Origin of the sequence: Streptomyces sp. AA4, assembly GCF_000158875.1 — a bacterium.
Lineage (GTDB): Bacteria > Actinomycetota > Actinomycetes > Mycobacteriales > Pseudonocardiaceae > Amycolatopsis.
Window position 1 is genome coordinate 5,351,002 of record NZ_GG657746.1, and the last position, 22,386, is coordinate 5,373,387.

General features: G+C 71.6%; 15 protein-coding genes and 1 pseudogene. 5 read left to right on the forward strand and 11 right to left on the reverse strand.

Annotated features, from left to right (window positions below):
* Window positions 1–36 precede the first annotated feature (36 nt).
* From rimO to SSMG_RS24495, 3 genes are all read right to left on the reverse strand, one after another.
* On the reverse strand, window positions 37–1,485 hold the full coding sequence (rimO, locus tag SSMG_RS24485) for a 30S ribosomal protein S12 methylthiotransferase RimO (RefSeq protein ID WP_037717883.1): 1,449 nt from the start codon (window positions 1,483–1,485) through the stop codon (window positions 37–39).
* A gap of 157 nt (window positions 1,486–1,642) precedes the next feature.
* Window positions 1,643–5,845 carry an AAA family ATPase gene (locus tag SSMG_RS42570; protein ID WP_009080427.1) on the reverse strand — a complete coding sequence of 1,401 codons (4,203 nt, stop codon included), beginning with the start codon at window positions 5,843–5,845 and terminating at the stop codon, window positions 1,643–1,645.
* Between the two features lie 119 nt (window positions 5,846–5,964).
* Window positions 5,965–8,013: an acyltransferase family protein gene (locus tag SSMG_RS24495; RefSeq protein WP_100266867.1), complete on the reverse strand. Its 2,049-nt coding sequence runs from the start codon at window positions 8,011–8,013 to the stop codon at window positions 5,965–5,967.
* A 155-nt stretch (window positions 8,014–8,168) separates the two neighbouring features.
* Between SSMG_RS24495 and SSMG_RS24500 the strand changes: the two genes are divergently transcribed.
* On the forward strand, window positions 8,169–8,690 hold the full coding sequence (locus SSMG_RS24500; protein ID WP_009080430.1) for an amino-acid N-acetyltransferase: 522 nt from the start codon (window positions 8,169–8,171) through the stop codon (window positions 8,688–8,690).
* Window positions 8,691–8,696: 6 nt separating this feature from the next.
* On the opposite strand, the gene SSMG_RS24505 is transcribed toward SSMG_RS24500, so the two are convergent.
* Together SSMG_RS24505 and SSMG_RS24510 are read right to left on the reverse strand one after the other, a co-directional pair.
* Window positions 8,697–9,104, reverse strand: coding sequence for a hypothetical protein (locus tag SSMG_RS24505; RefSeq protein ID WP_199785976.1), 408 nt, complete (start codon window positions 9,102–9,104; stop codon window positions 8,697–8,699).
* 44 nt (window positions 9,105–9,148) lie between these two features.
* Entirely contained in the window at window positions 9,149–11,491 is a 2,343-nt protein-coding gene (locus SSMG_RS24510; RefSeq protein WP_009080433.1) for a DNA translocase FtsK, read from the reverse strand.
* A gap of 328 nt (window positions 11,492–11,819) precedes the next feature.
* Between SSMG_RS24510 and SSMG_RS24515 the strand changes: the two genes are divergently transcribed.
* The 4 genes from SSMG_RS24515 to SSMG_RS24530 all read left to right on the forward strand — a co-directional run bounded on the left by SSMG_RS24515 (window position 11,820) and on the right by SSMG_RS24530 (window position 15,122).
* Window positions 11,820–12,470 carry a hypothetical protein gene (locus tag SSMG_RS24515; protein WP_009080434.1) on the forward strand — a complete coding sequence of 217 codons (651 nt, stop codon included), beginning with the start codon at window positions 11,820–11,822 and terminating at the stop codon, window positions 12,468–12,470.
* A gap of 90 nt (window positions 12,471–12,560) precedes the next feature.
* Complete coding sequence (locus tag SSMG_RS24520; RefSeq protein WP_037714704.1) at window positions 12,561–13,370, forward strand: 1-acyl-sn-glycerol-3-phosphate acyltransferase; 810 nt, start codon at window positions 12,561–12,563, stop codon at window positions 13,368–13,370.
* A 47-nt stretch (window positions 13,371–13,417) separates the two neighbouring features.
* Window positions 13,418–14,071, forward strand: a complete 654-nt coding sequence (gene wrbA / locus SSMG_RS24525; protein WP_009080437.1) for an NAD(P)H:quinone oxidoreductase — start codon at window positions 13,418–13,420, stop codon at window positions 14,069–14,071.
* 106 nt (window positions 14,072–14,177) lie between these two features.
* Entirely contained in the window at window positions 14,178–15,122 is a 945-nt protein-coding gene (locus SSMG_RS24530; protein WP_037714706.1) for a DMT family transporter, read from the forward strand.
* 234 nt (window positions 15,123–15,356) lie between these two features.
* Here SSMG_RS24530 and SSMG_RS24535 read toward each other — a convergent pair whose 3' ends face one another.
* The 6 genes and pseudogenes from SSMG_RS24535 to thyX all read right to left on the reverse strand — a co-directional run bounded on the left by SSMG_RS24535 (window position 15,357) and on the right by thyX (window position 22,347).
* A complete protein-coding gene (locus SSMG_RS24535) occupies window positions 15,357–17,054 on the reverse strand; it encodes a ribonuclease J (protein WP_037355716.1) in 1,698 nt (565 codons plus the stop codon).
* A 107-nt stretch (window positions 17,055–17,161) separates the two neighbouring features.
* A pseudogene (dapA, locus tag SSMG_RS24540) lies at window positions 17,162–18,064 on the reverse strand (4-hydroxy-tetrahydrodipicolinate synthase); the annotation flags it as partial.
* A 112-nt stretch (window positions 18,065–18,176) separates the two neighbouring features.
* A complete protein-coding gene (locus SSMG_RS24545) occupies window positions 18,177–19,688 on the reverse strand; it encodes a serine/threonine-protein kinase (RefSeq protein WP_037714710.1) in 1,512 nt (503 codons plus the stop codon).
* A 96-nt stretch (window positions 19,689–19,784) separates the two neighbouring features.
* Window positions 19,785–21,026, reverse strand: a complete 1,242-nt coding sequence (locus SSMG_RS24550) for an Nramp family divalent metal transporter (RefSeq protein WP_050788269.1) — start codon at window positions 21,024–21,026, stop codon at window positions 19,785–19,787.
* A 153-nt stretch (window positions 21,027–21,179) separates the two neighbouring features.
* Window positions 21,180–21,578, reverse strand: a complete 399-nt coding sequence (locus tag SSMG_RS24555) for an ACT domain-containing protein (RefSeq protein ID WP_009080448.1) — start codon at window positions 21,576–21,578, stop codon at window positions 21,180–21,182.
* Window positions 21,579–21,588: 10 nt separating this feature from the next.
* Window positions 21,589–22,347, reverse strand: a complete 759-nt coding sequence (gene thyX / locus SSMG_RS24560) for an FAD-dependent thymidylate synthase (protein ID WP_037714712.1) — start codon at window positions 22,345–22,347, stop codon at window positions 21,589–21,591.
* Between the last annotated feature and the right edge of the window lie 39 nt (window positions 22,348–22,386).

Here is a 22,386-nt window from a genome sequence, read left to right on the forward strand (position 1 = left end):
GGGGCACGCCCTCGCCCGCCCCGCTGGGCGCGGCACTCACCGGCCGGCGTCCGGCGCCGGGCGGACGACCAGGTCGACGCCGGCCGAGTCGACGACCTCGCAGCGGACGATCTCGCCCACCGCGAGCGGCTTGGTGTTCTCGTCCTCGAGGATGACGCATTCGCCGTCGACCTCGGGGGCCTGGTGCGCGGCGCGGCCGACCGCGTCGTCGCCGTCCGCGCCGTCGTGCTCGACCAGGACGTCCACAAAGGTCCCGATCCGGTCCTCGGCGCGCTGCGCGGTCAGCTCCTCGACCAGCGCCGAAATGCGCGCGACGCGCTCGGCGACCTCGGCCGGGTCCAGCTTGCCGTCGAAGGTCTCGGCCTCGGTGCCGTCCTCGTCGGAGTAGCCGAACACGCCGACCGCGTCGAGCCGGGCCCCGGTGAGGAACCGCTCCAGCTCGGCCAGGTCGTCCTCGGTTTCGCCGGGGAAGCCGACGATCACGTTGGTGCGGATGCCCGCCTCGGGCGAGTACTCGCGGATCTGCTCGGTGAGCGCGAGGAACGAGTCGGTGGAGCCGAAGCGGCGCATCCGGCGCAGCACCTGCTCGCTGGAGTGCTGGAAGGACAGGTCGAAGTAGTCCGCGACGCCCGGCGTGGTCGCGATCGCCTTGACCAGCTGCGGACGGGTTTCGGCGGGCTGCAGGTAGGACACGCGGACGCGCTCGATGCCGTCGATCCCGGCCAGCCGCGGCAGCAGCAGTTCGAGCGCGCGGGTGCCGTCGCGGCCGAAGTCCTTGCCGTACGACGTGGAGTTCTCGCTGACCAGGAACAGTTCCTTCGCGCCGTTCTCGGCGAGCCAGGCCGCCTCGGCGACGATCTCGTCCGGCTGGCGGGACACGAACGACCCGCGGAACGACGGGATCGCGCAGAACGAGCAGCGGCGGTCGCAGCCGGAGGCGATCTTCAGCGCGGCGACCGGGGAATCGTCGAGCCGCGTGCGCAGGACGCGCGGGCCCCAGCCGTGCTGCGCGTGCCCGGGAACCTCGACCTCGGTCGCGGCGGCGGGCCGCTGCACCGGGCTGATCGGCAGCAGCTTGCGCCGGTCCGACGGGGTGTGCGCGGCGATCGTGCGGCCGGCGACCACGTCGTCCAGCCGCGCGGACAGGTCGGCGTAGTGGTCGAAGCCGAGCACCGCGTCGGCCTCGGGCAGGCTGTCGGCGAGTTCGTTGCCGTAGCGCTCGGCCATGCAGCCGACCGCGACGACCTTGCGGCCGGTGTCGGCGGCGGCGAGCAGCGTGTCGACCGAGTCCTTTTTGGCCGATTCGACGAACCCGCACGTGTTGACCACGACGACGTCGGAGTCCTCCGGTTCGGCGGCCAGTTCCCAGCCGCCCGCGGCCAGCCGGCCCGCCAGCTCCTCGGAATCGACCTCGTTGCGGGCGCAGCCCAAGGTCACGAGGGAGACACGGCGGGCGCGAGCGGAATCAGCGGCTGGAGAAGGCACGACGTTCAGGGTAGCCGTCGCGTGCGGACCGCTCCGCGACGGCGTCGCCCAGTGCGGTGACACGGTCGCCTCCGGCGCGGCTCCGGTCGGGACCGGCACCGGGGTTTGCCGTCCGTGAAGGGCTCCTTGAGGGAATCTGATTCCCTCAAGGAGCCCTTCACGGACCTTCGGACACATCGGGGACCGTCAGCAGCGTCAGCTCCGCGTCGTCCAGCGCCTCCAGGTCGACGTCGGGTCCGGCCAGGCGCATCGCCTGCGCCCGGATCGCGCGTTCGAGCAGGCCGCGGGCCGAACGGCCGTTGGCGAAACCCGTTCCGCGGTCGAGGCCGGCCATGAACCCGGGCAGCGCTTCGGCGAGCGCGGCGTCGAGCCGGTAGCCCTGTTTGCGCGCCATCGCGGTGAAAATCGCGGCCAGCTGGTCGTTGTCGTAGTCGGCGAAATGCACTGTCGCGCCGAAGCGGGACCGCAGGCCCGCGTTGGCGTCGAGGAAACGGTCCATGTCCGCCGGGTAGCCCGCCGCGATCACGATCAGGTCCTCGCGGTGGTTTTCCATCTGCACCAGCAATTCGGCGATCGCCTCGGCCCCGAAGTCGGCGCCGTTCGAGTAGTTCTGGACCAGGTTGTACGCCTCGTCGATGAACAGCAGCCCGCCGATCGCGCGCTCGCACATCTCGCGGGTTTTCGGCGCGGTCTGGCCGATGTACTCCCCGACCAGGTCCGGCCGCGCGACCTCGACCAGGTGCCCGGACGGCAGCACGCCCAGCTCGCGGTAGAGCTGCCCCATCAGGCGCGCGACGGTCGTCTTCGCCGTGCCCGGGTTGCCGGTGAACACCAGGTGCCTGCTGCGCGCCCCGACCGGCAGCCCGGCCTTGCGGCGGCGCGCGTCCAGCCGCGTTTCCGCGACCAGCGCGCGGACCTGCGCCTTGACCTCGTCCAGGCCGATCATGCCGTCGAGTTCGGCCAGCAGGTCGTCCAGACCGCGGCGCGGCCCGGCGTCGTCGCTGACCGCGACCCCGGCCTCGCCCGGCAGGTCGGCGGCCACGAGGACGGCCAGCTGGTCCGGCGGCGTGTCCGGGGCGGCGGCGAGCCGGCGGGACTGGCCGCTGATCGCGGCTTCAGCAGTCCCGCGCGCGGAGCGGCCGTTCGCGAACCCGCGGCCGCGCGGGATGCGCCGGATCGCCTCGGGCAGTGCCGCGAGCAGGTCCGCGGACAGCTCGTAGCCCTGGCTCTTCGCCATCACGGCGAAAATCCCGGCGAGTTCCTCGTTGGAGTAGTCCGGGAATTCGATCCGGCCGGAGAACCGCGACCGCAGGCCCGGGTTGGACTCGAGGAACTCGTCCATCTGCTTGGGGTAGCCCGCGACGAAGACCACCAGGTCGTCGCGGTGGTTCTCCATCTGCACCAGCAGTTCGGTGACGGCTTCCTTGCCGTAGTCGTCGTTGTCGTCGCGCACGAGGTTGTACGCCTCGTCGATGAACAGCACGCCGCCCGCGGCCCGTTCGCACACCTCGCGGGTCTTCGGCGCGGTCTGGCCGCTGAACTCGGCGACGAGATCGCCGCGGCCGACTTCGACGAGGTGCCCGGACGGCAGCACGCCGAGTTCGCGGTAGATCTGCCCGACCAGCCGCGACACGGTCGTCTTCGCCGTGCCCGGATTGCCGGTGAACAGCAGGTGGCGGCTGCGGACGGCGACCTTCATGCCCGCTTCGCGCCGCCGCGCGTCGACGGCCATCTCGTCCACCATGGACCGCACGCGCTGCTTGACCGAGTCGAGCCCGATCATCGCGTCCAGCTCGGCCAGCAGTTCGGGGAGGCTGCGCCGCGGCCCGGAGTCGTCCACCGCGCCGACTCCCGATTCGCCCGGCCCCGGCAGGTCGGCGGCCACCAGCGTGACCAGGTCGGCGCCGCCGTCGGTGGTCAGCCGGGTGGACTGCTTGCCGATCGCCGCTTCCAGCAGCACGCGCGCGGACCGGCCGTTCGCGAACCCGCGGCCGCGCGGGATCCGCCGGACCGCCTCGGGCAGCGCCGCGAGCAGGTCCGCGGACAGCTCGTAGCCCTGGCCCTTGGCCATCGCGCGGAAGATCTGGGCCAGCTCTTCGTTGGAGTAGTCCGGGAATTCGATGGATCCGGCGAACCGCGAGCGCAGGCCGGAGTTGGACTCCAGGAAGGCGTCCATCTCCTTGGGGTAGCCGGCCGCGAAGACCACCAGGTCCTCGCGGTGGTTTTCCATCTGCACCAGCAGTTCCGCGACCGCTTCCCGGCCGAAGTCGTCGTCCTTGTCGTTCACGAGGTTGTAGGCCTCGTCGAGGAACAGCACGCCGCCGACGGCCCGCTGGACGGCCGCACGGGTCTTCAGCGAGGTCTGGCCGACGTACTCGCCGACCAGGTCGGTGCGGGTCACCTCGACGACGTGGCCCTTGGGCAGCGCGCCGAGCGCCCGGTAGATCTTGCCGAGCAGCCGGGCGACGGTCGTCTTCGCCGTGCCCGGGTTGCCGGTCAGCAGCAGGTGGCGGCTGCGCACCGCGACCTTCATGCCCGCTTCCCGGCGCCGCGCGTCGATCGTCATCTCCGACGTCAGCGAGCGGACCCGCTCCTTGACCGCGGCGAGGCCGATCATCCCGTCGAGTTCGGCGAGCAGCTCCTCGATCGAGGCCCCGCCGCGCTGTCCCGCCGCTTCGACGAGCGGCTCGATGTCCGCGTGGCCGATCTCGATCCGGGTGCCCGGCAGCGCGCCCCGGCTGATCGCCTGCCGCGAGGCCGCGTCCAGCAGCGCCTCCACGGTGCGGGCGCTGGGCTCCTTGGCCAGCGCGGCGAGGCGGTCGCGCACGTCGGCAGGCAGGCCGAACGAGCGTTCCCGGGCGAGGACGTCGAGCAGCGCGGCCGCTTCGGCCGGCCGGTCGAACCGGGGCATCCGGTACTGCAGCATGTTCTGCACCAGGTCCGGGGCCTCGGTGCTGAGCTGGTCGAGCACCTTTTCGCTGCCGTCCAAGACGATCAGGCGGCAGCTGTCCTGGTCGCGCGCGTACCTGCGCAGCAGGCGGATCGTGCCCGCGACGTCCTTCTCGAAGAGTGCGTCGACCCGCTCGGCGAGCATGAGCGCGGAGCCGCCGCCCTCGATCTCGTTGATCGTCGCGGGCACCGAACGCTCGACCGAGTCGTCGCCGTACTCGGCGATCAGCGCGGCGCAGTCGAAGAACTCGGCGTTGTCGAAGCCGACCTCGGCCTCGGTGAGCGACGCCTTCAGCGCGCGGGTGAACCGGCGCTGGCCGGTGTTCGCCTCCCCCACCAGCAGGATGAACGGGTTCGGCTGCTTGGTGCCCGCGGTCATCCGGGCCGCCTCGCGCTTCTCCCATTCGGCGTAGGCCTGCTGCCACTCCTCGTAGGCCTTTTCGTAGCGGGCCTGCTCCTTGCGCTGCCACATGCGGTTGCCCGCGGCGAGCAGGTCGAGCGTGACCGACCGGCTGTGCCGCGCCATGTCGCCGAGCACGTTGTTGCCGGACCCGTCCGAACCCGGCCGTTCCGGTTCGACCGGCGGCGGTTCGCCGGGGCCGTTCGCGGTGCCGTGCCGGGTGGCGTCCGCCCACGCGACCACGCGGGTGGCGCGCGCGACGAAGTCGGCCATCGATTCGGCCCCGGCGACGAACATCCCGGTCTGGCCCAGGCTCTCCACCCGGATCTGCGGCGGATTGGGCGCCGGGGCGCTCGCCGGGACCGACGGCGGGGCGACCGGCAGCGGTCCCGAAGCCGCGGGGGCGGGGGCCGGGACCTGCCCGGACCACGGACCGCCTTGCGGCGCGGGCGGATAGCCGGGCTGCGGCGGGCGGGTAGCCCTGCGGAGGCGAGGGCGGGCCGGCGAAGCCGCCCGGATTCCCTTGCGGCGCGGGCGGACCGCCGAAGCCGCCGGGGGTGCCCTGCGTCCCGGATTACCGCCCGGTGCCCCCTGCGGCGCGGGAGGACCGGCGTAGCCGCCGGGATTTCCTTGCGGCGCGGGCGGTCCCGCGTAGCCGCCGGGAGCGCCCTGCGGTCCGGGGAATCCGCCCGGGTTGCTCTGCGGACCGGGGTACGGCGGCCGGGGCGCCCCGCCGGGGTAGCCGGGATACTGCTGCGGCGCGCCGTAACCCGGTGCGGGCAGGCCGGGCGCCGGAGTGCCGGGCGGGGGCACGGGACGGGCGGCGCCGCGGTAGCCGGGATCCGCGGGCGGCTGCGTGAACTGCCAGTTCCCGTCCGGCAGCCTCCGCTGCCACGCCTGGCCGGGGACGAGCAGCCAGCCGACGCCGTCCGGTCCGGTCAGCGCGGCCGTCCGGCCCGCCGCCGCCTCGGACTGTGCGGCCTGGAATGCGTCCCACCCTGCGCGCGTCAAAAAGACCAGCTCCCCCTCAGGTGCCCGTGCGGCGGACCCGCCGCCGCCCCATTGTGCCCAACCCGGGACGCTCCGCGACGGCTAGTCGCCGAACTTGTCCGTTCGCCTCCCGCGCGCGGTCACCACTGGAGTGCTTGTTTGAGCTGTTTGACCGCGATCGGCGCGAGTGTCGTGTTGAAGGTCGCGGACGGGTGGTTGTCGTCCATGTAGACCAGCACGTTCCCGACGACCCCGCGACAGCGCTTCTCGTCGCAGTAGTAGTCGGTGAAGTCCAGGAACGACACGTTGCCCGGCACGTTCTCGACCTGCTCCCACGACGGCGTCGCGGCGATCGCGGCGGGCCGCGGCACCGAGCACGACGGGTCGGTCGGGCTCTTCTGCGCGACGCAGCTGGCCATGTTGAAGGCGTAGCGCGGGTTGTCGCGCACGGCCACCACCGGGATGCCCGCTCCGTCCAAAGTGGACCAGACGTCGACGAAGCCCTTCGGCGTGGTCTCGTGCGGTCCGGGCTTGGAGTTGACCGTGCCGAGCATGACGACCGCGTCCGGGCGCGAGTCGAGCAGTTCGTCGGTGACGGCCTTGTTCCAGTCGATGCAGTTCCGGTCGCCCGGCATCAGCTCGGAGCCGGACGAGTACGGGCACGCGCCCTTCAGCATGGTCGAGACCTCCCAGCCGTCGGAGACGACCGCGGGCTGGAAGGCGGCGAGGAACTGCTGGATGTGCGAGTCCCCGACCAGCACGACCCGCTTGGTCGGCGGGCCCTCGGGAGACTCCGTGCAGATCTGCAGTTCCTTGTTGCGCGGCGACATCGAGCACTGGTCCGGGCGGGTGCGGGCCCAGTCGTCGGCGAGCTTGACCGTGGGCGGCACGATCGACGGCGACGGCGAGCCGCGGTAGACGAAGCCCTGCGCGTGCGCGACCGCGCCCGGGTGGTCCGGGTCGCCGATGGCGATCTCGTAGTTCGCCCGCGCGCTGCTCACGCCCTGCCAGACGCCGCTCGCGACGAGCACCGGAGCCAGCGCGAGCACGCCGAACCGGTAGGCGCCCCAGTGTTTCGCGGTGCCGATGTTCGACCGCCGGACCGGGTTCTCGATCAGGTGGTAGGTCAGGATCGAGAGCAGGAAGGACACGCCGACCACGAAGGTTCCGCCGAGCAGGCCGACCGCGACCCGGTCCCGGACGATCAGGTAGAACACCAGCACCGGCCAGTGCCACAGGTACAGCGAGAAGCTGAGGTTGCCGACGTAGCCGAGGAATTTCGAGCTGAGCCAGCGGTCCGCGCCGAGCACGCTGCCGGTCTGCCCGGCGACCAGGACCAGACCCGCCGATACCGTCGGCCACAGCGCGATCCAGCCCGGGAACACGCTGTCGACGTCGAGCAGCACGCCGCACAGCACGAGCCCGGCGACGCCGACCCAGCCGAGCACGATGCGCAGCAGCCGCGGCAGCGTCACCTGGTCGAGGAACATCGCCATCAGGCCGCCGAGCGCGAATTCCCACACCCGGGTGAGGCCGTGGAAGTAGGCCAGCGGCTGGTCGGCCGCGGTGAGGTACACCGAGTACGCGAGCGAGGCGGCGAACAGGACGAGCAGCAGCAGGTTGACCGTGCCGCGCAGCGACCAGCCGAGCCGGCGCACGAGCAGGCCGAGGCCGACGAACAGCAGCGGCCACAGCACGTAGAACTGGCCCTGGATGGACAGCGACCAGAAGTGCTGCACCAGGCTCGCGCTGTTGTGCTGGGCGAAGTAGTCGACCGAATCGGCCGCGAGCTGCCAGTTCTCGTAGAACAGCGCGGACGCGACGACCTCGCGGATGGTCTGGAACCAGCGGTCCTGAGGCAGCAGCAGCTGCGACACGACCACGACGGTGAGCAGCACGGTCATCGCGGCCGGGAAGAGCCGCTTGATCATCCGGCCCCAGGTGGCGCGCAGCTCGATCCGGCCGCGCAGCAGCGCCCGGTAGAGCTGGCCGGTGATCAGGAACCCGGAGACGAGGAAGAACACGTCGACGCCGCCGGAGATGCGGTCGAACCACACGTGGTAGACGACGACCAGCACCGAGGCCAGCGCCCGCACGCCCTGCAGCTCCGGGCGGAACCGGGCTTGCGCGCCCGGTCCGGCGGGAGGTTTGCCGGAGCGTTCCGGGGCGACCACCGTGGTGCCGGACATGCAGGTTCCTCCCGAGGGCCGGTAGCCGGCCGGGGGCCGCCGACTACTGGTCATGTGCGCCCACTAGCTATACGTGACGGCCCGCGCGGTCACACATCCGGGGTCCCCCGATGGAGCCGCTCGGCGCCGCCGGTCCTCGCGGTGGTTATCTTGACCTGGTGCCCGACTCCCGCCCTCCGTCCGTCCGCCGCGCGCGGATCGCCGACGTCCGCAAGATCAAGGCCCTCGTCGATTCCGACGCGGGCCGCGTGCTCCTCGAGAAGGATCTGGTCACGCTCTACGAGGCGGTGCAGGAGTTCTGGGTCGCGACCGACGAGCAGAACGGCACCGACGACGTGCTGGGCGCGGCCGCGCTGCACGTGCTGTGGGAGGACATCGGCGAACTGCGCACCGTGGTGGTCGACAAAGCGGCGCGCGGCCGCGGGATCGGCCGCGCGCTCGTCGGCAGGCTCGTCGAGGAAGCCCGCGAGCTGGGGCTGAAACGGCTGTTCGTGCTGACGTTCGAGACGTCGTTCTTCGCCGGGCACGGGTTCGTCGAGATCGACGGGGCCCCGGTGTCGCACGAGGTGTACGAGGAGATGCGGCGCTCGCTCGACCCCGGCGTGGCGGAGTTCCTCGACCTGCCCTACGTCAAGCCGAACACCCTCGGGAACTCCCGGATGCTGCTGGAGTTCTGAGCGCCCTCAGGAGAACCGGACGAGGATGTGCTGCCCCGACCCGTCCACCGCGGCGAGCTTCACCGTCGTCCCGGCGAAGGTCGTCGTGTCGGGGCCCTGGCGGCCGGTGTGCAGCTGGACGGTCGTGTGCTCGCCGCGGCCCGGTTCGGTCAGGACCAGGGCCACGACCGCCTCCCCCGCCACGAAACACTGCCGGCCCGGACGGCAGCGCGAATCCGAGACCAGCTGGCGGTAGCGCACGGTCAGGTCCCGGCCCGCGACCTGCACCTCCTGGCCGGGCGTGAGCGCGACGTTGCCGCCCGGTTCGGCGGCCGGCGGACGCGACGGTGTCTGCGCCACGGCGGCCGGGCCGCCCGCGCACCCGGCCAGCGCGGCGGCCGTCCCGATACCCAGTGCGAGCTTTTTGAGGTCCATGCGCACTGGACGGGCCGGACGCGCCGCCGGGTTGCACGCGCGGCTCAGAAGTCCTCGTCCTCGCCGCCGGCGGGCGCGCCGCCCGCGTCGGAGCCGCCGCGGATCATGAACAGCACCGACTCCAGCTCCTCCGGCTTGATCAGCACGTCGCGGGCCTTCGAGCCCTCCGACGGGCCGACCACGCCGCGGCTTTCCAGCAGGTCCATCAGCCGTCCGGCCTTGGCGAAGCCGACGCGGAGCTTGCGCTGCAGCATCGAGGTGGAGCCGAACTGCGACGTGACGATCAGCTCGGCGGCCTGCAGCAGGACGTCGAGGTCGTCGCCGATGTCCGGGTCGATCTCCTTCTTCTCGCCCGCCTTCGCGCTGGTGACGCCCTCGTTGTAGTCCGGCTGCGCCTGTTCCTTGGCGAAGTTGACGACCGCGGCGATCTCCTCGTCGCCGACGAACGCGCCCTGGATGCGGACCGGTTTCCCGGCGCCCATCGGCAGGTAGAGCGCGTCGCCCATGCCGATCAGCTTCTCCGCGCCCGGCTGGTCGAGGATGACCCGCGAGTCGGTGAGCGACGACGTGGCGAACGCGAGCCGCGACGGCACGTTCGTCTTGATCAGGCCGGTGACGACGTCGACCGAGGGCCGCTGGGTGGCCAGCACCAGGTGGATGCCCGCGGCGCGGGCCTTCTGGGTGATCCGGACGATCGCGTCCTCGACGTCGCGCGGGGCGGTCATCATCAGGTCGGCCAGCTCGTCGACGATCGCCATGATGTACGGGTACGGCTGGTACTCGCGTTCGCTGCCCGGCGGCGCGGTGATGTCGCCGGAGCGGACCTTGGCGTTGAAGTCGTCGATGTGCCGGACCCGGTTGGCCTGCATGTCCTGGTAGCGCTGCTCCATCTCCTCCACGAGCCAGGCCAGCGCGGCGGCGGCCTTCTTCGGCTGCGTGATGATGGGCGTGATCAGGTGCGGGATGCCCTCGTACGGCGTCAGCTCGACCATCTTCGGGTCGATCAGGATCATCCGGCATTCGGCGGGCGTCGAACGGGCCAGCAGCGACACCAGCATCGAGTTCACGAAGCTCGACTTGCCGGAACCGGTGGAACCGGCCACCAGCAAGTGCGGCATCTTCGTCAGGTTCGCGGTGACGAACTCGCCCTCGATGTCCTTGCCGAGCCCGATCAGCATCGGGTGGTTGTCCTTGACCGTGGACGGCGCGCGCAGCACGTCGCCGAGGCGCACCATCTCGCGGTCGGAGTTCGGCACCTCGATGCCGACCGCGGACTTGCCCGGGATCGGCGCGAGCAGGCGGACGTTGTCGGTGGCCACCGCGTAGGCGATGTTCTTGGTCAGCGCGGTGATCTTCTCGACCTTCACGCCCGGGCCGAGCTCGACCTCGTACCGGGTGACCGTCGGGCCGCGGGTGAAGCCGGTGACCTGCGCGTCGACGTTGAACTGGTCGAGGACGCCGGTGATCGCCTCGATCATCTGGTCGTTGGCCTTGCTGCGGGACTTCGGCGCGTCGCCGAGCTTCAGCAGGTCCGGCGGCGGGAGCGCGTAGTCGCCCTCGACGGTGCGGGTGACCGACAGCGCGGGTTCCGGCGCCTTCTTCGGCTTCTTCTCCGGCACCTCGGCGGGCGGCGCGACCGGCTTCGGCGGCCGGATCGGCGTGGCCGGTTCGGCGAGCGCGGCGTCGAGGTCGAGCTGCTCGCCGTCCTTGTCGGCGCTGGCCTGGCGGCGGCGCGACGGCTTCCGCAGCCGGACGGACTTCGGGTCGGCCTCGGGCTCCGGTTCGGGCTCCTCGCCGTGCTGGCCGGCCTCGTATTCGGCCAGCTCGTGCTCGTCGAGGCCCCAGGTGCGCAGGCGGTGCGGGATGTCGCGCACCGGCGTGCCGGTGAACACGAGCACGCCGAACAGCAGCGCGAGGATCAGCAGCGGCACCGCGACCCACGTGGTGACGCCCTTGGTCAGCAGCCCGCCGGAGAACGCGCCGAGGATGCCGCCGGCGTACATCCGGCCGTCGTTGGTGTCCGGGAGCGCGGTGAAGATGTGCAGCATCCCGAGCACGGACAGCACGACCAGCAGCGTGCCGATCACCATCCGCGGCCGGGTCTCCGGCTGAGGTTCGGACCGCATCAGCGCGACCGCGACCACGAGCAGCACCAGCGGCAGCGTCACCGCTCCCGCGCCGAGCACCGTCCGCGTCGCGATCTCGACCCCCGCGCCGATCGGCCCGGCGGCCCGCCACCAGACGCCGACCGCGGCGACGATGGCCAGCGCGATCAGCCCGAGAGCGAGCCCGTCGCGCCGGTGTTCGGCCTCGAGTTCCCGCGTGCGCCCGACGGTCCGGGCCAGCGAGCCGACGCCCTTGGCGACGAGGTTCCAGGTGCTGCGCACGCCGCGTCCGAACGCCCCGGAACTCTTGCGGCTTGCCGGACGCCGAGCCGGGGTGCTCCGGGGCCGGGAGCTGCTCCGCCCCCTGGTCGAGCCGCCTTTCGACCTGCTCGACGCCCCCCTCGCCGGGGTACGCGAACTACGCGCCGGTGCCTTCCCGCCGCTACCCGCCGTGCTCCGCTTTCTCGTCGCCGACCCAGCCATGCCTCCACGGTAACGGGCGGGGACCGATAGTCACATGTGCCACTCGCAGCGCAGCCGAAACAATCTCCCCAGATCACAGTGGATCTTGTGGAAGCATCGGTGCTGACCCCTTTCGGAAGGCCTTTTCATGCCGAGCCCTGCCGAGATCGTGCGCGCGCTCGCCGAACGGACCGCTTTCGCCGCGCCGCCTCGGGGTACCGGGCGGTACCGCTACCTGCGCACTTCCGGGTGGGCCAGGCACACCGCCCGGACCACCGACGGGCGGGTCCTGTCGGCGAGCACCCGGTTTTTCGCCCGCGAGGACTGGATCGCCGCCGACGGGTCGGGTCGCCTGCTGGTGACCCAAGGCGAGGCGGTGGTGCGGCCGAGCGGCTACTTCCCGCCGGGCGGATTGCTGGGCGACTTCGTGGACGCGTCCGATCTGGCGTCGGCGACTGCTGCGCTGCGTCGGCGGGTCAGTCCTTCTCGGGCGGGCAAGGCTTTCAGCTCTGTTTGGCTGACGCAGGTGGTGCCGCCTGACTTGCAGCGGTTGTTGTTGCGGTGGCTGGCGGAGCATCCTGGGTTGGTTGTGGAGGACGCGGATTTGCCGGGGGTTGTGGTGAGTGTCCCGGATGCCGCGTGGCTGCGGAGGCGGTTGCTGGTGTTCGATTCGCGGACCGGGATGTTGCTGGAGACCCGGGACGTCGAGGAGGGCGGGGCCACGGTGTCTGGGTGTACTCGGTGGTTGGAGGCGGGGTACACGGATTCGACCGAGTCGCGACCGGCTGAGGCTTCCTGACCAGCGACAACCGGTCCGGGCCCCACGATCGGCCCCGTCCCGCCCGAACCGCGTTGTCCCAGGTGGTCTCGATCGTGAAATGCTCTGCTCATGTTCGCGCTCCAACAGGACGAGGTTCCGCGCCGTGCCCCCGCGATCTGGCGGACGATGCTCAACCTCGACCGAGGGCTGGTGAATCTCGTCGGGCGGCTCACGGTCACCGGGTCGGTGCCGCGGGAGCTTCGGGGCAAGCCGTTGCTCATGGCGGCCAACCACATCGGCGTGTTCGACGCCTTCGTGCTCATGGCGGCGTGCAAGCGGATCGGCATCAATCCCCGGTTCATGCTCGCCGGCGGGATTCTCGACGCTCCGGTGATCGGCCCGGCGCTCAAGGTCAGCGGGCATCTGCGCGTGGACCGGGCCAAGGCGGCGACCGCGATCGGGCAGTTCGCCGAAGCCGCGGAGGCGTTGCGGACCACGCGCGAGCCGATCGTCGTGTATCCGGAGGGGCGGATCAGCCACGACCCGGGATTGTGGCCGGAGCGCGGCAAGACGGGAGCGGCCCGGCTCGCGCTCGCGGCGGGCGTGCCGGTGATCCCGATCAGCCAGTGGGGCGCGCACGAGGCGGTCTACTGGGGCACGGAGACCGTGAACGGGCCCGCGGATCTGCTGCCGTTGGCCAAATCCGGGTTGAGCGCCCCGTTGCGGCGGCCGCGGTTCAAGGTGCATTTCGGGACTCCGGTGGACCTGTCCGACGTCGAGCCCGAGCGGCCGGGCGCGGGCGTCCGCGCGCACGCCAAGATCATGCAGGCCATCACCGACGGCCTGATTCCGTTGCGCCGCCACGAACCCATCCGTCCGCGCTTCTACGACCCGACCCGGCCGACCGACACCGTCAGTCCCTGGAAGCCGCAGCGCTGAGTCCGGATCGTGGGACACCTCGCTGAGCCCGGCTAGGGTCGCGTGGTGTGAGCACCCGCATTCTGGTCGTCTACTACAGCGCCACCGGCAACACCGCCGCCCTCGCCGGCGCGCTCGCCGAGGGGGCGGGCGAAGCCGGCGCGGAGGTCCGCGTCCGCACCGTGGCCGAGACCGCGCCGCCGGAGGCGATCGCGAGCAATCGGCGGTGGCAGGCCTGGGTCGATTCCGGGCCGCACCACGAACTGGCCGCGCTGGCCGATCTCGAGTGGGCGGACGGGCTCGCGTTCGGCAGCCCCACCCGGTTCGGCGGCCCCGCCGCGCAGCTCAAGTCCTTTGTGGACACCACGGGCGGCCTGTGGGCGCAAGGGAAACTGGCCGACAAGGTGGCGACGTCGTTCACGTCGGCGTCCACCGCGCACGGCGGCCTCGAAGCAACCGTGCTGGCCATCAACAACATCTTCTACCACTGGGGCGCGATCGTCCTCCCCCTCGGCTACGCGGATCCGCACCTGCTGGAGTCCGGCAACCCGTACGGCGGCTCGTTCGTCTCGCGGAAGTCCGCGGCGCCGGACGGCACGGCGCTGCAGGCGCTGCGGATTCAGGGACGCCGGCTGGCAACGATCACGACGCACGTCGCGACGGGCCTGACTGTGCCGATCATTACTAATCCGACCACAGCCACGGCCGAATGGCTTTCGTAGCAACGGTTACGTGCCGCGGTCGGGGTCGGCCTGCTTTTGGTCGGATTGGCAAAACCGGGGAATAACTCAGTTTCGTTCGGTCGTCCCGCTCCGTAGTGTCGCGCGCGTGACCACCGAACTCCCTGTCCTGGAACCACCCCGGGTGATCCGCCGGGGCCGCGGCCTCTCGCTCGTCCTGCTCGCCGCCGTCTTCTTCAGCACGTCCGGCACGCTCGCGAAACCGGTCATGGGCGCGGGGATGACGCCGGAACAGGTGGCGGTGCTGCGGATCGGGATCGCGGGAGTGCTGCTGCTGGTCGGCACCGCGCTCTTCGCGCCGCGCACGCTGCGCGTCCGGCGCGGGGAATGGCCGATGCTGCTCGCGTACGGCGCGCTCGGCGTGGCCGGGACGCAGCTGCTGTATTTCATTGCCGCGGAACGGATCCCGGTCGGCATCGCGATCCTGCTGGAGTTCCTGTCGCCGGTGCTGATCGCGTTGTGGGTGCGCGTGGTGCGGAAGAAGCGGCTGCCGCGCATGCTGTGGTTCGGGATGGCGGTCGCGCTGATCGGGCTCGCGCTGGTCGCGCAGGTCTGGCAGGGGCTGCGGCTCGACGCGGCCGGGCTGCTGGCCGGGATCGGCGCGGCGCTCTGTTCGGCCGGGTACTTCCTGCTCGGCGAACGCGCGGTCGCCGATCGCGAACCGCTCGGGCTGGTCACCTGGGGCATGGTGATCGGCGGGGTGCTCGTGAGCGTCACCGCGCCGCCGTGGACGCTTCCGCTGGGGATGGCTGGCCAGACCGTTCCTTTCGGACCGTGGACCCCGCCGCTGTGGCTGCTGCTGCTCGGTCTCGTGGTGCTGTCGACGGCGATCCCTTACGTCGCGGGGATCTCTGCGCTGCGCCACCTGCCCGCCTCGGTGGCGAGCGTCGTGGGACTGCTCGAACCCGTCACGGCGGCGGCGTTCGCCTGGGCGCTGCTCGGCGAGGCGCTCGCCTGGCCGCAAGCCGTCGGCGCCGCCCTGCTGCTCGGCGGCGCTTACCTGGTCCAACGACAGACCGCCGAGGTCGCCTGACTCCCTCTCCGGGCGGAACCGGGAACCAACCGAGAGCGGGATGTGTCCTATCCGCGAAAACGCCACACTGGACGGGACCGCACGAGAACACCTGGGGGATCGCATGAACAACCGACCGAGCCGGGCCGAACAGCGCAGAGCGCGCAACGCGCTCGCCCGCCAGGCAGCGATCGTGATGGTCGCGTTGCTGCTGGCGGGCGCGCGCCGCTGAAGCAGAGCCGAATCAGCGCCGGATCAGACCGGGATGACCGTCGGCACGATCATCGGCCGCCTGCGGTAGGTGTCGGCGACCCACCGGCCGACGACCCGGCGCACCGCCTGCGCGATGCGGTGGGTGTCGGTGATGCCCTCGGCTTCCGTCCGCGCCAGCTCCATTTCCACGAGCGGCACGACGGCGTCGAGGGCCTTCGGGTCGTCGGAGAACCCGCGGCCGGAGATCGTCGGGCTGCTCACCGCGCGGCCGGTGTTCGAATCGACCGCCACGGTGATCGCGATGAAGCCGCCCTCGCCGAGCACGAGCCGGTCGGACAGGGTCGACTCGCCGACGTCGCCGACGGACAGCCCGTCCACGTACACGTGCCCGACCTCGACGCGGCCGGTGCGCGAGGCCTTGCCGTCGACCAGGTCCACGACCACGCCGTCCTCGGCGATCACCACGTTGTCCGGCGCGACGCCGGTGCGGATCGCGAGCTCCCCGTTGGCGCGCAAGTGCTTCCACTCGCCGTGCACCGGCATCACGTTGCTCGGCCGGACCGCGTTGTACAGGTACAGCAGCTCGCCCGCGGACGCGTGGCCGGACACGTGCACCTTCGCGTTGCCCTGGTGCACGACGTTCGCGCCGAGCCGGGTCAGCCCGTTCACGACGCCGAACACCGCGGTCTCGTTGCCCGGGATCATCGAGCTGGCCAGCACGACGGTGTCGCCCGCGCGGATCGAGATCTGCCGGTGCTCGCCGCGCGCCATCCGCGACAGCGCGGACAGCGGCTCGCCCTGCGAACCGGTCGACACGAACAGCACCTTGCTCTCCGGCAGGTTGCTCGCCTGGTCCAGGTCCACGAGCAGGCCTTCCGGCACGTTCAGCAGGCCCAGTTCGGCCGCGATGCCCATGTTCCGGACCATCGACCGGCCCACGAACGCCACGCGGCGGCCGTGCCGCACGGCGGCGTCCAGCACCTGCTGCACGCGGTGCACGTGGCTGGCGAAGCACGCCACGATCACGCGCTGGTCCACGCGCCGGATGACGTCGTCGAGCACCGGGCCGATGTCGCGCTCGGGCATGACGAACCCGGGCACCTCGGCGTTGGTCGAGTCCACGCAGAACAGGTCCACGCCCTCGTCGCCCAGGCGCGAGAAGCCCGCGAGGTCGGTGAGCCGCCCGTCGAGCGGCAGCTGGTCGAGCTTGATGTCGCCGGTGTGCAGCACGACGCCGGCCGGCGTGCGGATGGCGACCGCGAGCGCGTCCGGGATCGAGTGGTTGACGGCGAAGAACTCGAGGTCGAACGCGCCGACCTTGCGCTTCTCCCCCTCGCGCACCTCGATCAGCTTCGGCCGCTGGCGGTGCTCCTTGGCCTTGGCCGCGAGCAGCGCGTTGGTGAACCGCGAACCGTAGATCGGGACGTCCGGGCGCAGCCGGAGCAGGAACGGGACGGCGCCGATGTGGTCCTCGTGCCCGTGGGTGAGCACGAGGCCGTCGATGTCGTCGAGCCGGTCCTCGATCGCGCGGAAGTCCGGCAGGATCAGGTCGACGCCGGGCTGGTCGTCCTCGGGGAAGAGGACGCCGCAGTCGACGATCAGGAGCCTGCCGTCGTATTCGAAGACGGTCATGTTGCGCCCGACCTCGCCGATGCCGCCGAGCGCGACGACGCGCAGGGCTCCCTCGGGAAGGGCGGGCGGGAGGTGCGTCGGGCCTGGTCCGGCGGGAAGTGAGGTCACCGGGGCATTGTCCCAACGCTGGTGTGCGAGGTGGGGGCGGTGTAGGCCGCCTGCGAATCTGCTTGTGCCACCCGTGCACCATGCCAGTCCGAGGCCGCGCTGTCCTCCAGCGGCACGCCGCCCTGGGCGAGATCGGCCGCGATCTGCTCCAGCTGGTCGTCGAACGGGGCCACGATCGGCAGCCGCGGGTCGCCGATGTCGAACCCGCGCAGCCGCAGCGAGGCCTTGCTGAACGCGACGCCGCCGACGCGCGACATCGCGCGCAGCACCGGCAGCATGCCGCGGTGGTTCGTGCGCGCGGTGGACGTGTCGCCCGCCTCGTAGGCCTCGATCATCGCGCGGATCCGGCCCGCCACGACGTGCCCGATCACGCTGACCACGCCGACCGCGCCGACCGACAGCCACGGCAGGTTCAGGCCGTCGTCGCCGGAGTAGTAGGCGAGGTGGGTGTTCGCGATGACCTCGGACCCGGCGATCAGGTCGCCCTTGGCGTCCTTCACCGCGAGGATCCGCGGGTGCTCGGCCAGCCGCTGCAGCGTGTCGACCTCGATGGGCACGATCGAGCGCGGCGGGATGTCGTAGAGCATGACCGGCAGCTCGGTCGCGTCCGCGACCGTCGTGAAGTGCGCGTACAGCCCGGCCTGGCTCGGCCGCGAGTAGTAGGGCGTGACGACGAGCAGGCCGTGCGCGCCCGCTTCGGCGGCGGCGTGCGCCTGCTCGATGCTGTGCGCGGTGTTGTTGGTGCCCGCCCCCGCGACGACGGTCGCGCGGTCGCCGACCGCCTCGACGACGGCGCGGACCAGCGCGGCCTTCTCCTCGTCGGTGGTGGTCGGGCTCTCGCCGGTGGTGCCGTTGACGACGAGGCCGTCGTTGCCGAGGTCCACGAGGTACTCGGCCAGCTCCTGGGCCCGCTTCACGTCCAGCGCCCCGGCCCGGTCGAAGGGGGTCGCCATCGCGGTGAGCACGCGGCCGAACGGACGTCCGGGCGCGGCGGCAGGTGAGGTGGACATGGCCACGACGGTACCTCGTCAGGCCGCCGAACCCGGCCCCGACCTGGTGTGCCACCGGCAACTTCGGAGAATTTCCGCCGCCGCGGGCGTCGCGGAGGAACTTCTCGCGCGGCTACTTGACCTTGGCGGTGATCTGCGCCGGGATCTGGTCGTTGCTGGCGCGCGAAAGGACGCAGTAGACCTTGCGGTTCGGGCCGCTGCTGCTGTCGCTGTCCGGCTGCACCTGCCAGGCCTGCTGGGTCGGCACGATCGCCCGGTACGACAGCCCCGCGCGCTGCTGCTGCGGCACCACCGCAGAGTGGAACGACGCCGCGCAGCGCGCCTCGGCCGCCCGGCTGACGTCCTCCAGGCCGGGATACGGGGCGACGACCGCGTCGTCGTTGCTCCAGTTCTCCAGCGGCAGCGGGTCGGCCGTGTCGTAGACCTCGAGCGTGTGGTTCTTCTTGCAGTCGACGTTGTTGTCCGAGCTGATCACGACGCCCGGCTGGACGATCGCGTTGTAGCAGACGTCGTAGGAGGTGAACTTGGCTTTGAGGTAGCCGTCCGGACCGTAGGTGACGGTGTCGGCCTGCTGCTCGTCCTTCTTCGGCGACCACACCGGCTTGCCGAGGAAGAACCCGCCGGCCAGGGCGGCGATCACCAGCACCGCGACCGCGGCCGCCCACAGGCCGCGGCGGCTCTTGCGTTCCGGTTTCGCGGCCGTCCGGGTCGGCTGGCCGCCCACGCGGGTCTCCTGCCGCGGCATCGCCGCGGCGGCCGGACGTGGCGTCGGGCCGGTGGCGTTGGCGAGCTGCGCCCGCGCCTGCGCCGCGGTCAGCCGGGCTTCCGGGCTCGCCACCAGCAGGCCGAGGATGACCGCGCCGAGCGGGCCCTGCACGCGGGTCAGGTACGGCACCTCGGTCATGATCGCGTGCAGCGTGGCGGCCGTGGTGGGCCGTTCGAACGCGACGATGCCCTCGACCGCGAAGTACAGCGTCGCGCCGAGCGACCACAGGTCCGATTCCGGCATCGCCTCGCGGCCCTCGACCCGCTCCGGGGCCATGAACGCGGGCGAGCCGACGATCATCCCGCTCGTGGTGAGCCGCGGGTCGTCGATGGCGTGCGCGATGCCGAAGTCGGTGAGCTTCACCCGGCCGTCCGGCGCGACCATGATGTTGGCCGGTTTGACGTCGCGGTGCACGATCCCGGCGGCGTGCGCGGCCTGCAGCGCCGACAGCACCCGCTCCCCGATCATCGCGGCCTGCTGCTCGGGCATCGGGCCGTGCGCGCGGACGAGGTCGGCGAGCGTGGGCGCCTCGACCAGTTCCATCACGATCCAGGTGGTGCCCTGGTCGGTGACCACGTCGTACACCGTCACCACGGCCGGGTCGTTGAGCCGCCCGCCCGCGCGGACCTCGCGCAGGATCCGCTCGGAGAACACCGCGGCGCCCTCAGCTGTGTTTTCGGTGGACAGCCGCAGCTCCTTGATCGCGACCTGCCGCCCGATCACCTGGTCCTGCGCGCGCCACACGACGCCCATGCCGCCGCGGCCCAGTTCGCCGAGCAGCAGGTAGCGGCCGGCCACCACGCGGCCGGCGGGGGCGGCGCGGTTCGCGTCGTGCGGGCGGGTCTGTTCGTCGGTCACGGGGTCGGGCTCCTCGGTCGGCTTCGCGCAGATGCTAGTCGGACCGTCCGGCGGCCCCGCCGGTTCCGTCCCGTTGAGCGTCCTGTTTGGACCGCGTCAGCCGGTGAAGGTGAGCACGATCAGCACGACGTTGAGCAGGATGACCACCGCGGCAACGACGACCGCGAACACCGTGGTGGCCCGGCGGTTGACGTCCGCGCCCATGAGCCCGCGGTCGGAGGTGAGGCGGATCAGCGGCACGAGCGCGAACGGGATGCCGAACGACAGCACCACCTGCGAAACCACCAGCGCCGCGCTCGGATCGGCGCCCAGCGCCAGCACGACGATCGCCGGCGCGAGCGTGACGAGCCGGCGCACCACGATCGGAATCCTCTTGCGCAGCAAGCCTTGCATGATCATCGCGCCCGCATACGCGCCCACCGACGTCGACGCGAGCCCGGACGCGAGCAGCCCGATGGCGAACAGCAGCGCGACGCCCGGCCCGAGCGCGGCGGCGACCGCGCTGTGCGCGCCTTCGATGGTGTCGACGCCTTGCTGGCCTTGAAGATTCGTCGCGGCGACGAGCAGCATGCCGAGGTTCACCGCGCCGGCGAGCAGCATCGCGAACCCGACGTCGTACCGGGTCGCTCGCAGCAGGCGCCGGCGGCGCTCGGGTTCCGGTTTGCCGTGCCGGTCGCGGACCAGTCCGGAGTGGAGGTACACCGCGTGCGGCATCACTGTCGCGCCGAGCATCGCGGCCGCGATCAGCACGCTGTCGCCGCCGCTGAAGCGCGGGATCAGGCCGTTCGCGATCCCGGCGGCCGACGGCGATTCGACGAACAGGCTCGCCAGGAACCCGACCGCGATCACCACCAGCAGCCCGGTCACGACGCGTTCGAACGGCCGCTGCCCGCCGCGGTCCTGCACCGCGAGCAGCACCAGCGAAACGAACCCGGTGACGAGCCCGCCCGCGACCAGCGGGAGTCCGAAAAGGAGGTTGAGCGCGATCGCGCCGCCGACGACCTCGGCGAGGTCAGTGGCGACCGCGACGATCTCGGCCTGCGCCCAGTAGCCGAGCCTTCCTGCCGTGGAGAGCCGGTCGCGCAGCGCCTCGGGCAGCGACTGGCCGGTGACGAGACCGAGTTTCGCCGACAGGTACTGCACCAGCACGGCCATCAGGTTCGCCACGACAATGACCCAGACCAGCAGGTAGCCGTAGCGCGCGCCCGCGCTGACGTTCGCCGCGACGTTGCCCGGGTCGACGTACGCGATCGCGGCGACGAACGCGGGCCCGAGCAGCGCCCAGCCCGCCCGCAGCCGGGCCACGCCGCGCGGACGTGCCGCTTCCGCCACCGCCATGTGTGCCCACTCTCCGTTATCGGTTACCCCAACTCAAAGTTTAGGCAGGCCGAACTTTGCCGGGCAAGGGTGGGCTGCGCCACGCTGCCGACGGTCCGTGAAGGACTCCTTGAGGGAATCAGATTCCCTCAAGGAGTCCTTCACGGACTTTGGTCAGGCAGGCAGGAGCACTTCGTGGCCCGCTTCGCGGAACGCCGCCACCCCGCGGTCGAGGTCGTCGGAGCGCACCAGGATGTGGTCGGTGTCGAAGGTGGACAGCGAGAACAGCGCGACGCCCGCCGCCGCCAGCTCCGACGCGAGCGCGGAAATGATGCCGGTGAGGGTGAATTCCAGCGGCCCGCGCACGGTGAACAGCCGCCAGCCGTCCTCGACGGCGCCGCCCTCGGGTTCGCGGCCGGTCGGGCAGATCACCGACAGCTCGTCGGGCGTGCGGGTGACCGACACGAGCGCGGGCTCGCCGGGTTCCAGCAGTTCGGCGGGCACGGCGGCGTCGGCGGGCAGCCGCACGACCGAGTAGGGGCCGGGGCGGAGGTCGATCGTCAGGTGTTTCATCAGTGCGCAGTCAGCCTTCCAGCACTTTCGGGCTCGAGGCGATCTCGGTGCCGTCGGGCAGGGTCGAAATCGTGAAGTCGGCGAAGACGTTGGCCGCCGCTTTGTGCAGCTGCCGCAGGCATTCGATGGCGAGCGAACGGATCTCGACGTCCGCGTGTTCGGTGGCGCGCATCGCGATGAAATGCCGCCAGGCGCGGTAGTTGCCGGTGACGACGATGCGGGTTTCGGTCGCGTTCGGCAACACGGCGCGGGCCGCCTGGCGCGCTTGCTTGCGGCGCAGGGTGGCGCTGGGCGCGTCCGCGAACTTCTCCTCCAGCCCGGCGAGCAGCTCGTCGTAGGCGGCCGCGCTGGCCTGCGTGGCCTTGACGAATTTCTCGTGCAGCACCGGGTCTTCGGCGATGACGTCCGGCTCGACGAACTCCGCGTCGGCCTCGGGGACGTAGCGCCGCGAGAGCTGGGAGTAGGAGAAATGCCGGTGCCGGATCAGCTCGTGGGTGAGCGAACGGGAGATCCCGGTGAAGTAGAAGGTGACCGACCCGTGTTCGAGCACGGCCAGGTGGCCGACGTCGATGACGTGCTCGAGGTACCCGGCGTTGGTCGCGGTCGCGGGGTTCGGCTTCTCCCAGGACTGGTAGCAGGCCCGCCCGGCGAACTCGGCGAGCGCCTCGCCTCCGTCCGCGTCGGTGGACCACGGCACGTCCTCGGGCGGGAAGAACTCGGTTTTCGCGATCAGCTGCACCTTGGGCGGCACCGGTCTCGCTCCCCTCATGTCGGCTCCGCCAGCCTAACCCGGCGGCACGGGTGACAT

Bases quoted from the DNA above. Each gene is read 5' to 3' on its own strand.
- SSMG_RS24515 (WP_009080434.1), top strand. From the start codon at position 11,820: ATGCCGAGCCCTGCCGAGATCGTGCGCGCGCTCGCCGAACGGACCGCT.
- SSMG_RS24505 (WP_199785976.1), bottom strand. From the start codon at position 9,104: ATGGACCTCAAAAAGCTCGCACTGGGTATCGGGACGGCCGCCGCGCTG.
- SSMG_RS24520 (WP_037714704.1), top strand. From the start codon at position 12,561: ATGTTCGCGCTCCAACAGGACGAGGTTCCGCGCCGTGCCCCCGCGATC.
- thyX (WP_037714712.1), bottom strand. From the start codon at position 22,347: ATGAGGGGAGCGAGACCGGTGCCGCCCAAGGTGCAGCTGATCGCGAAA.
- SSMG_RS24550 (WP_050788269.1), bottom strand. From the start codon at position 21,026: ATGGCGGTGGCGGAAGCGGCACGTCCGCGCGGCGTGGCCCGGCTGCGG.
- SSMG_RS24495 (WP_100266867.1), bottom strand. From the start codon at position 8,013: ATGTCCGGCACCACGGTGGTCGCCCCGGAACGCTCCGGCAAACCTCCC.
- SSMG_RS24555 (WP_009080448.1), bottom strand. From the start codon at position 21,578: ATGAAACACCTGACGATCGACCTCCGCCCCGGCCCCTACTCGGTCGTG.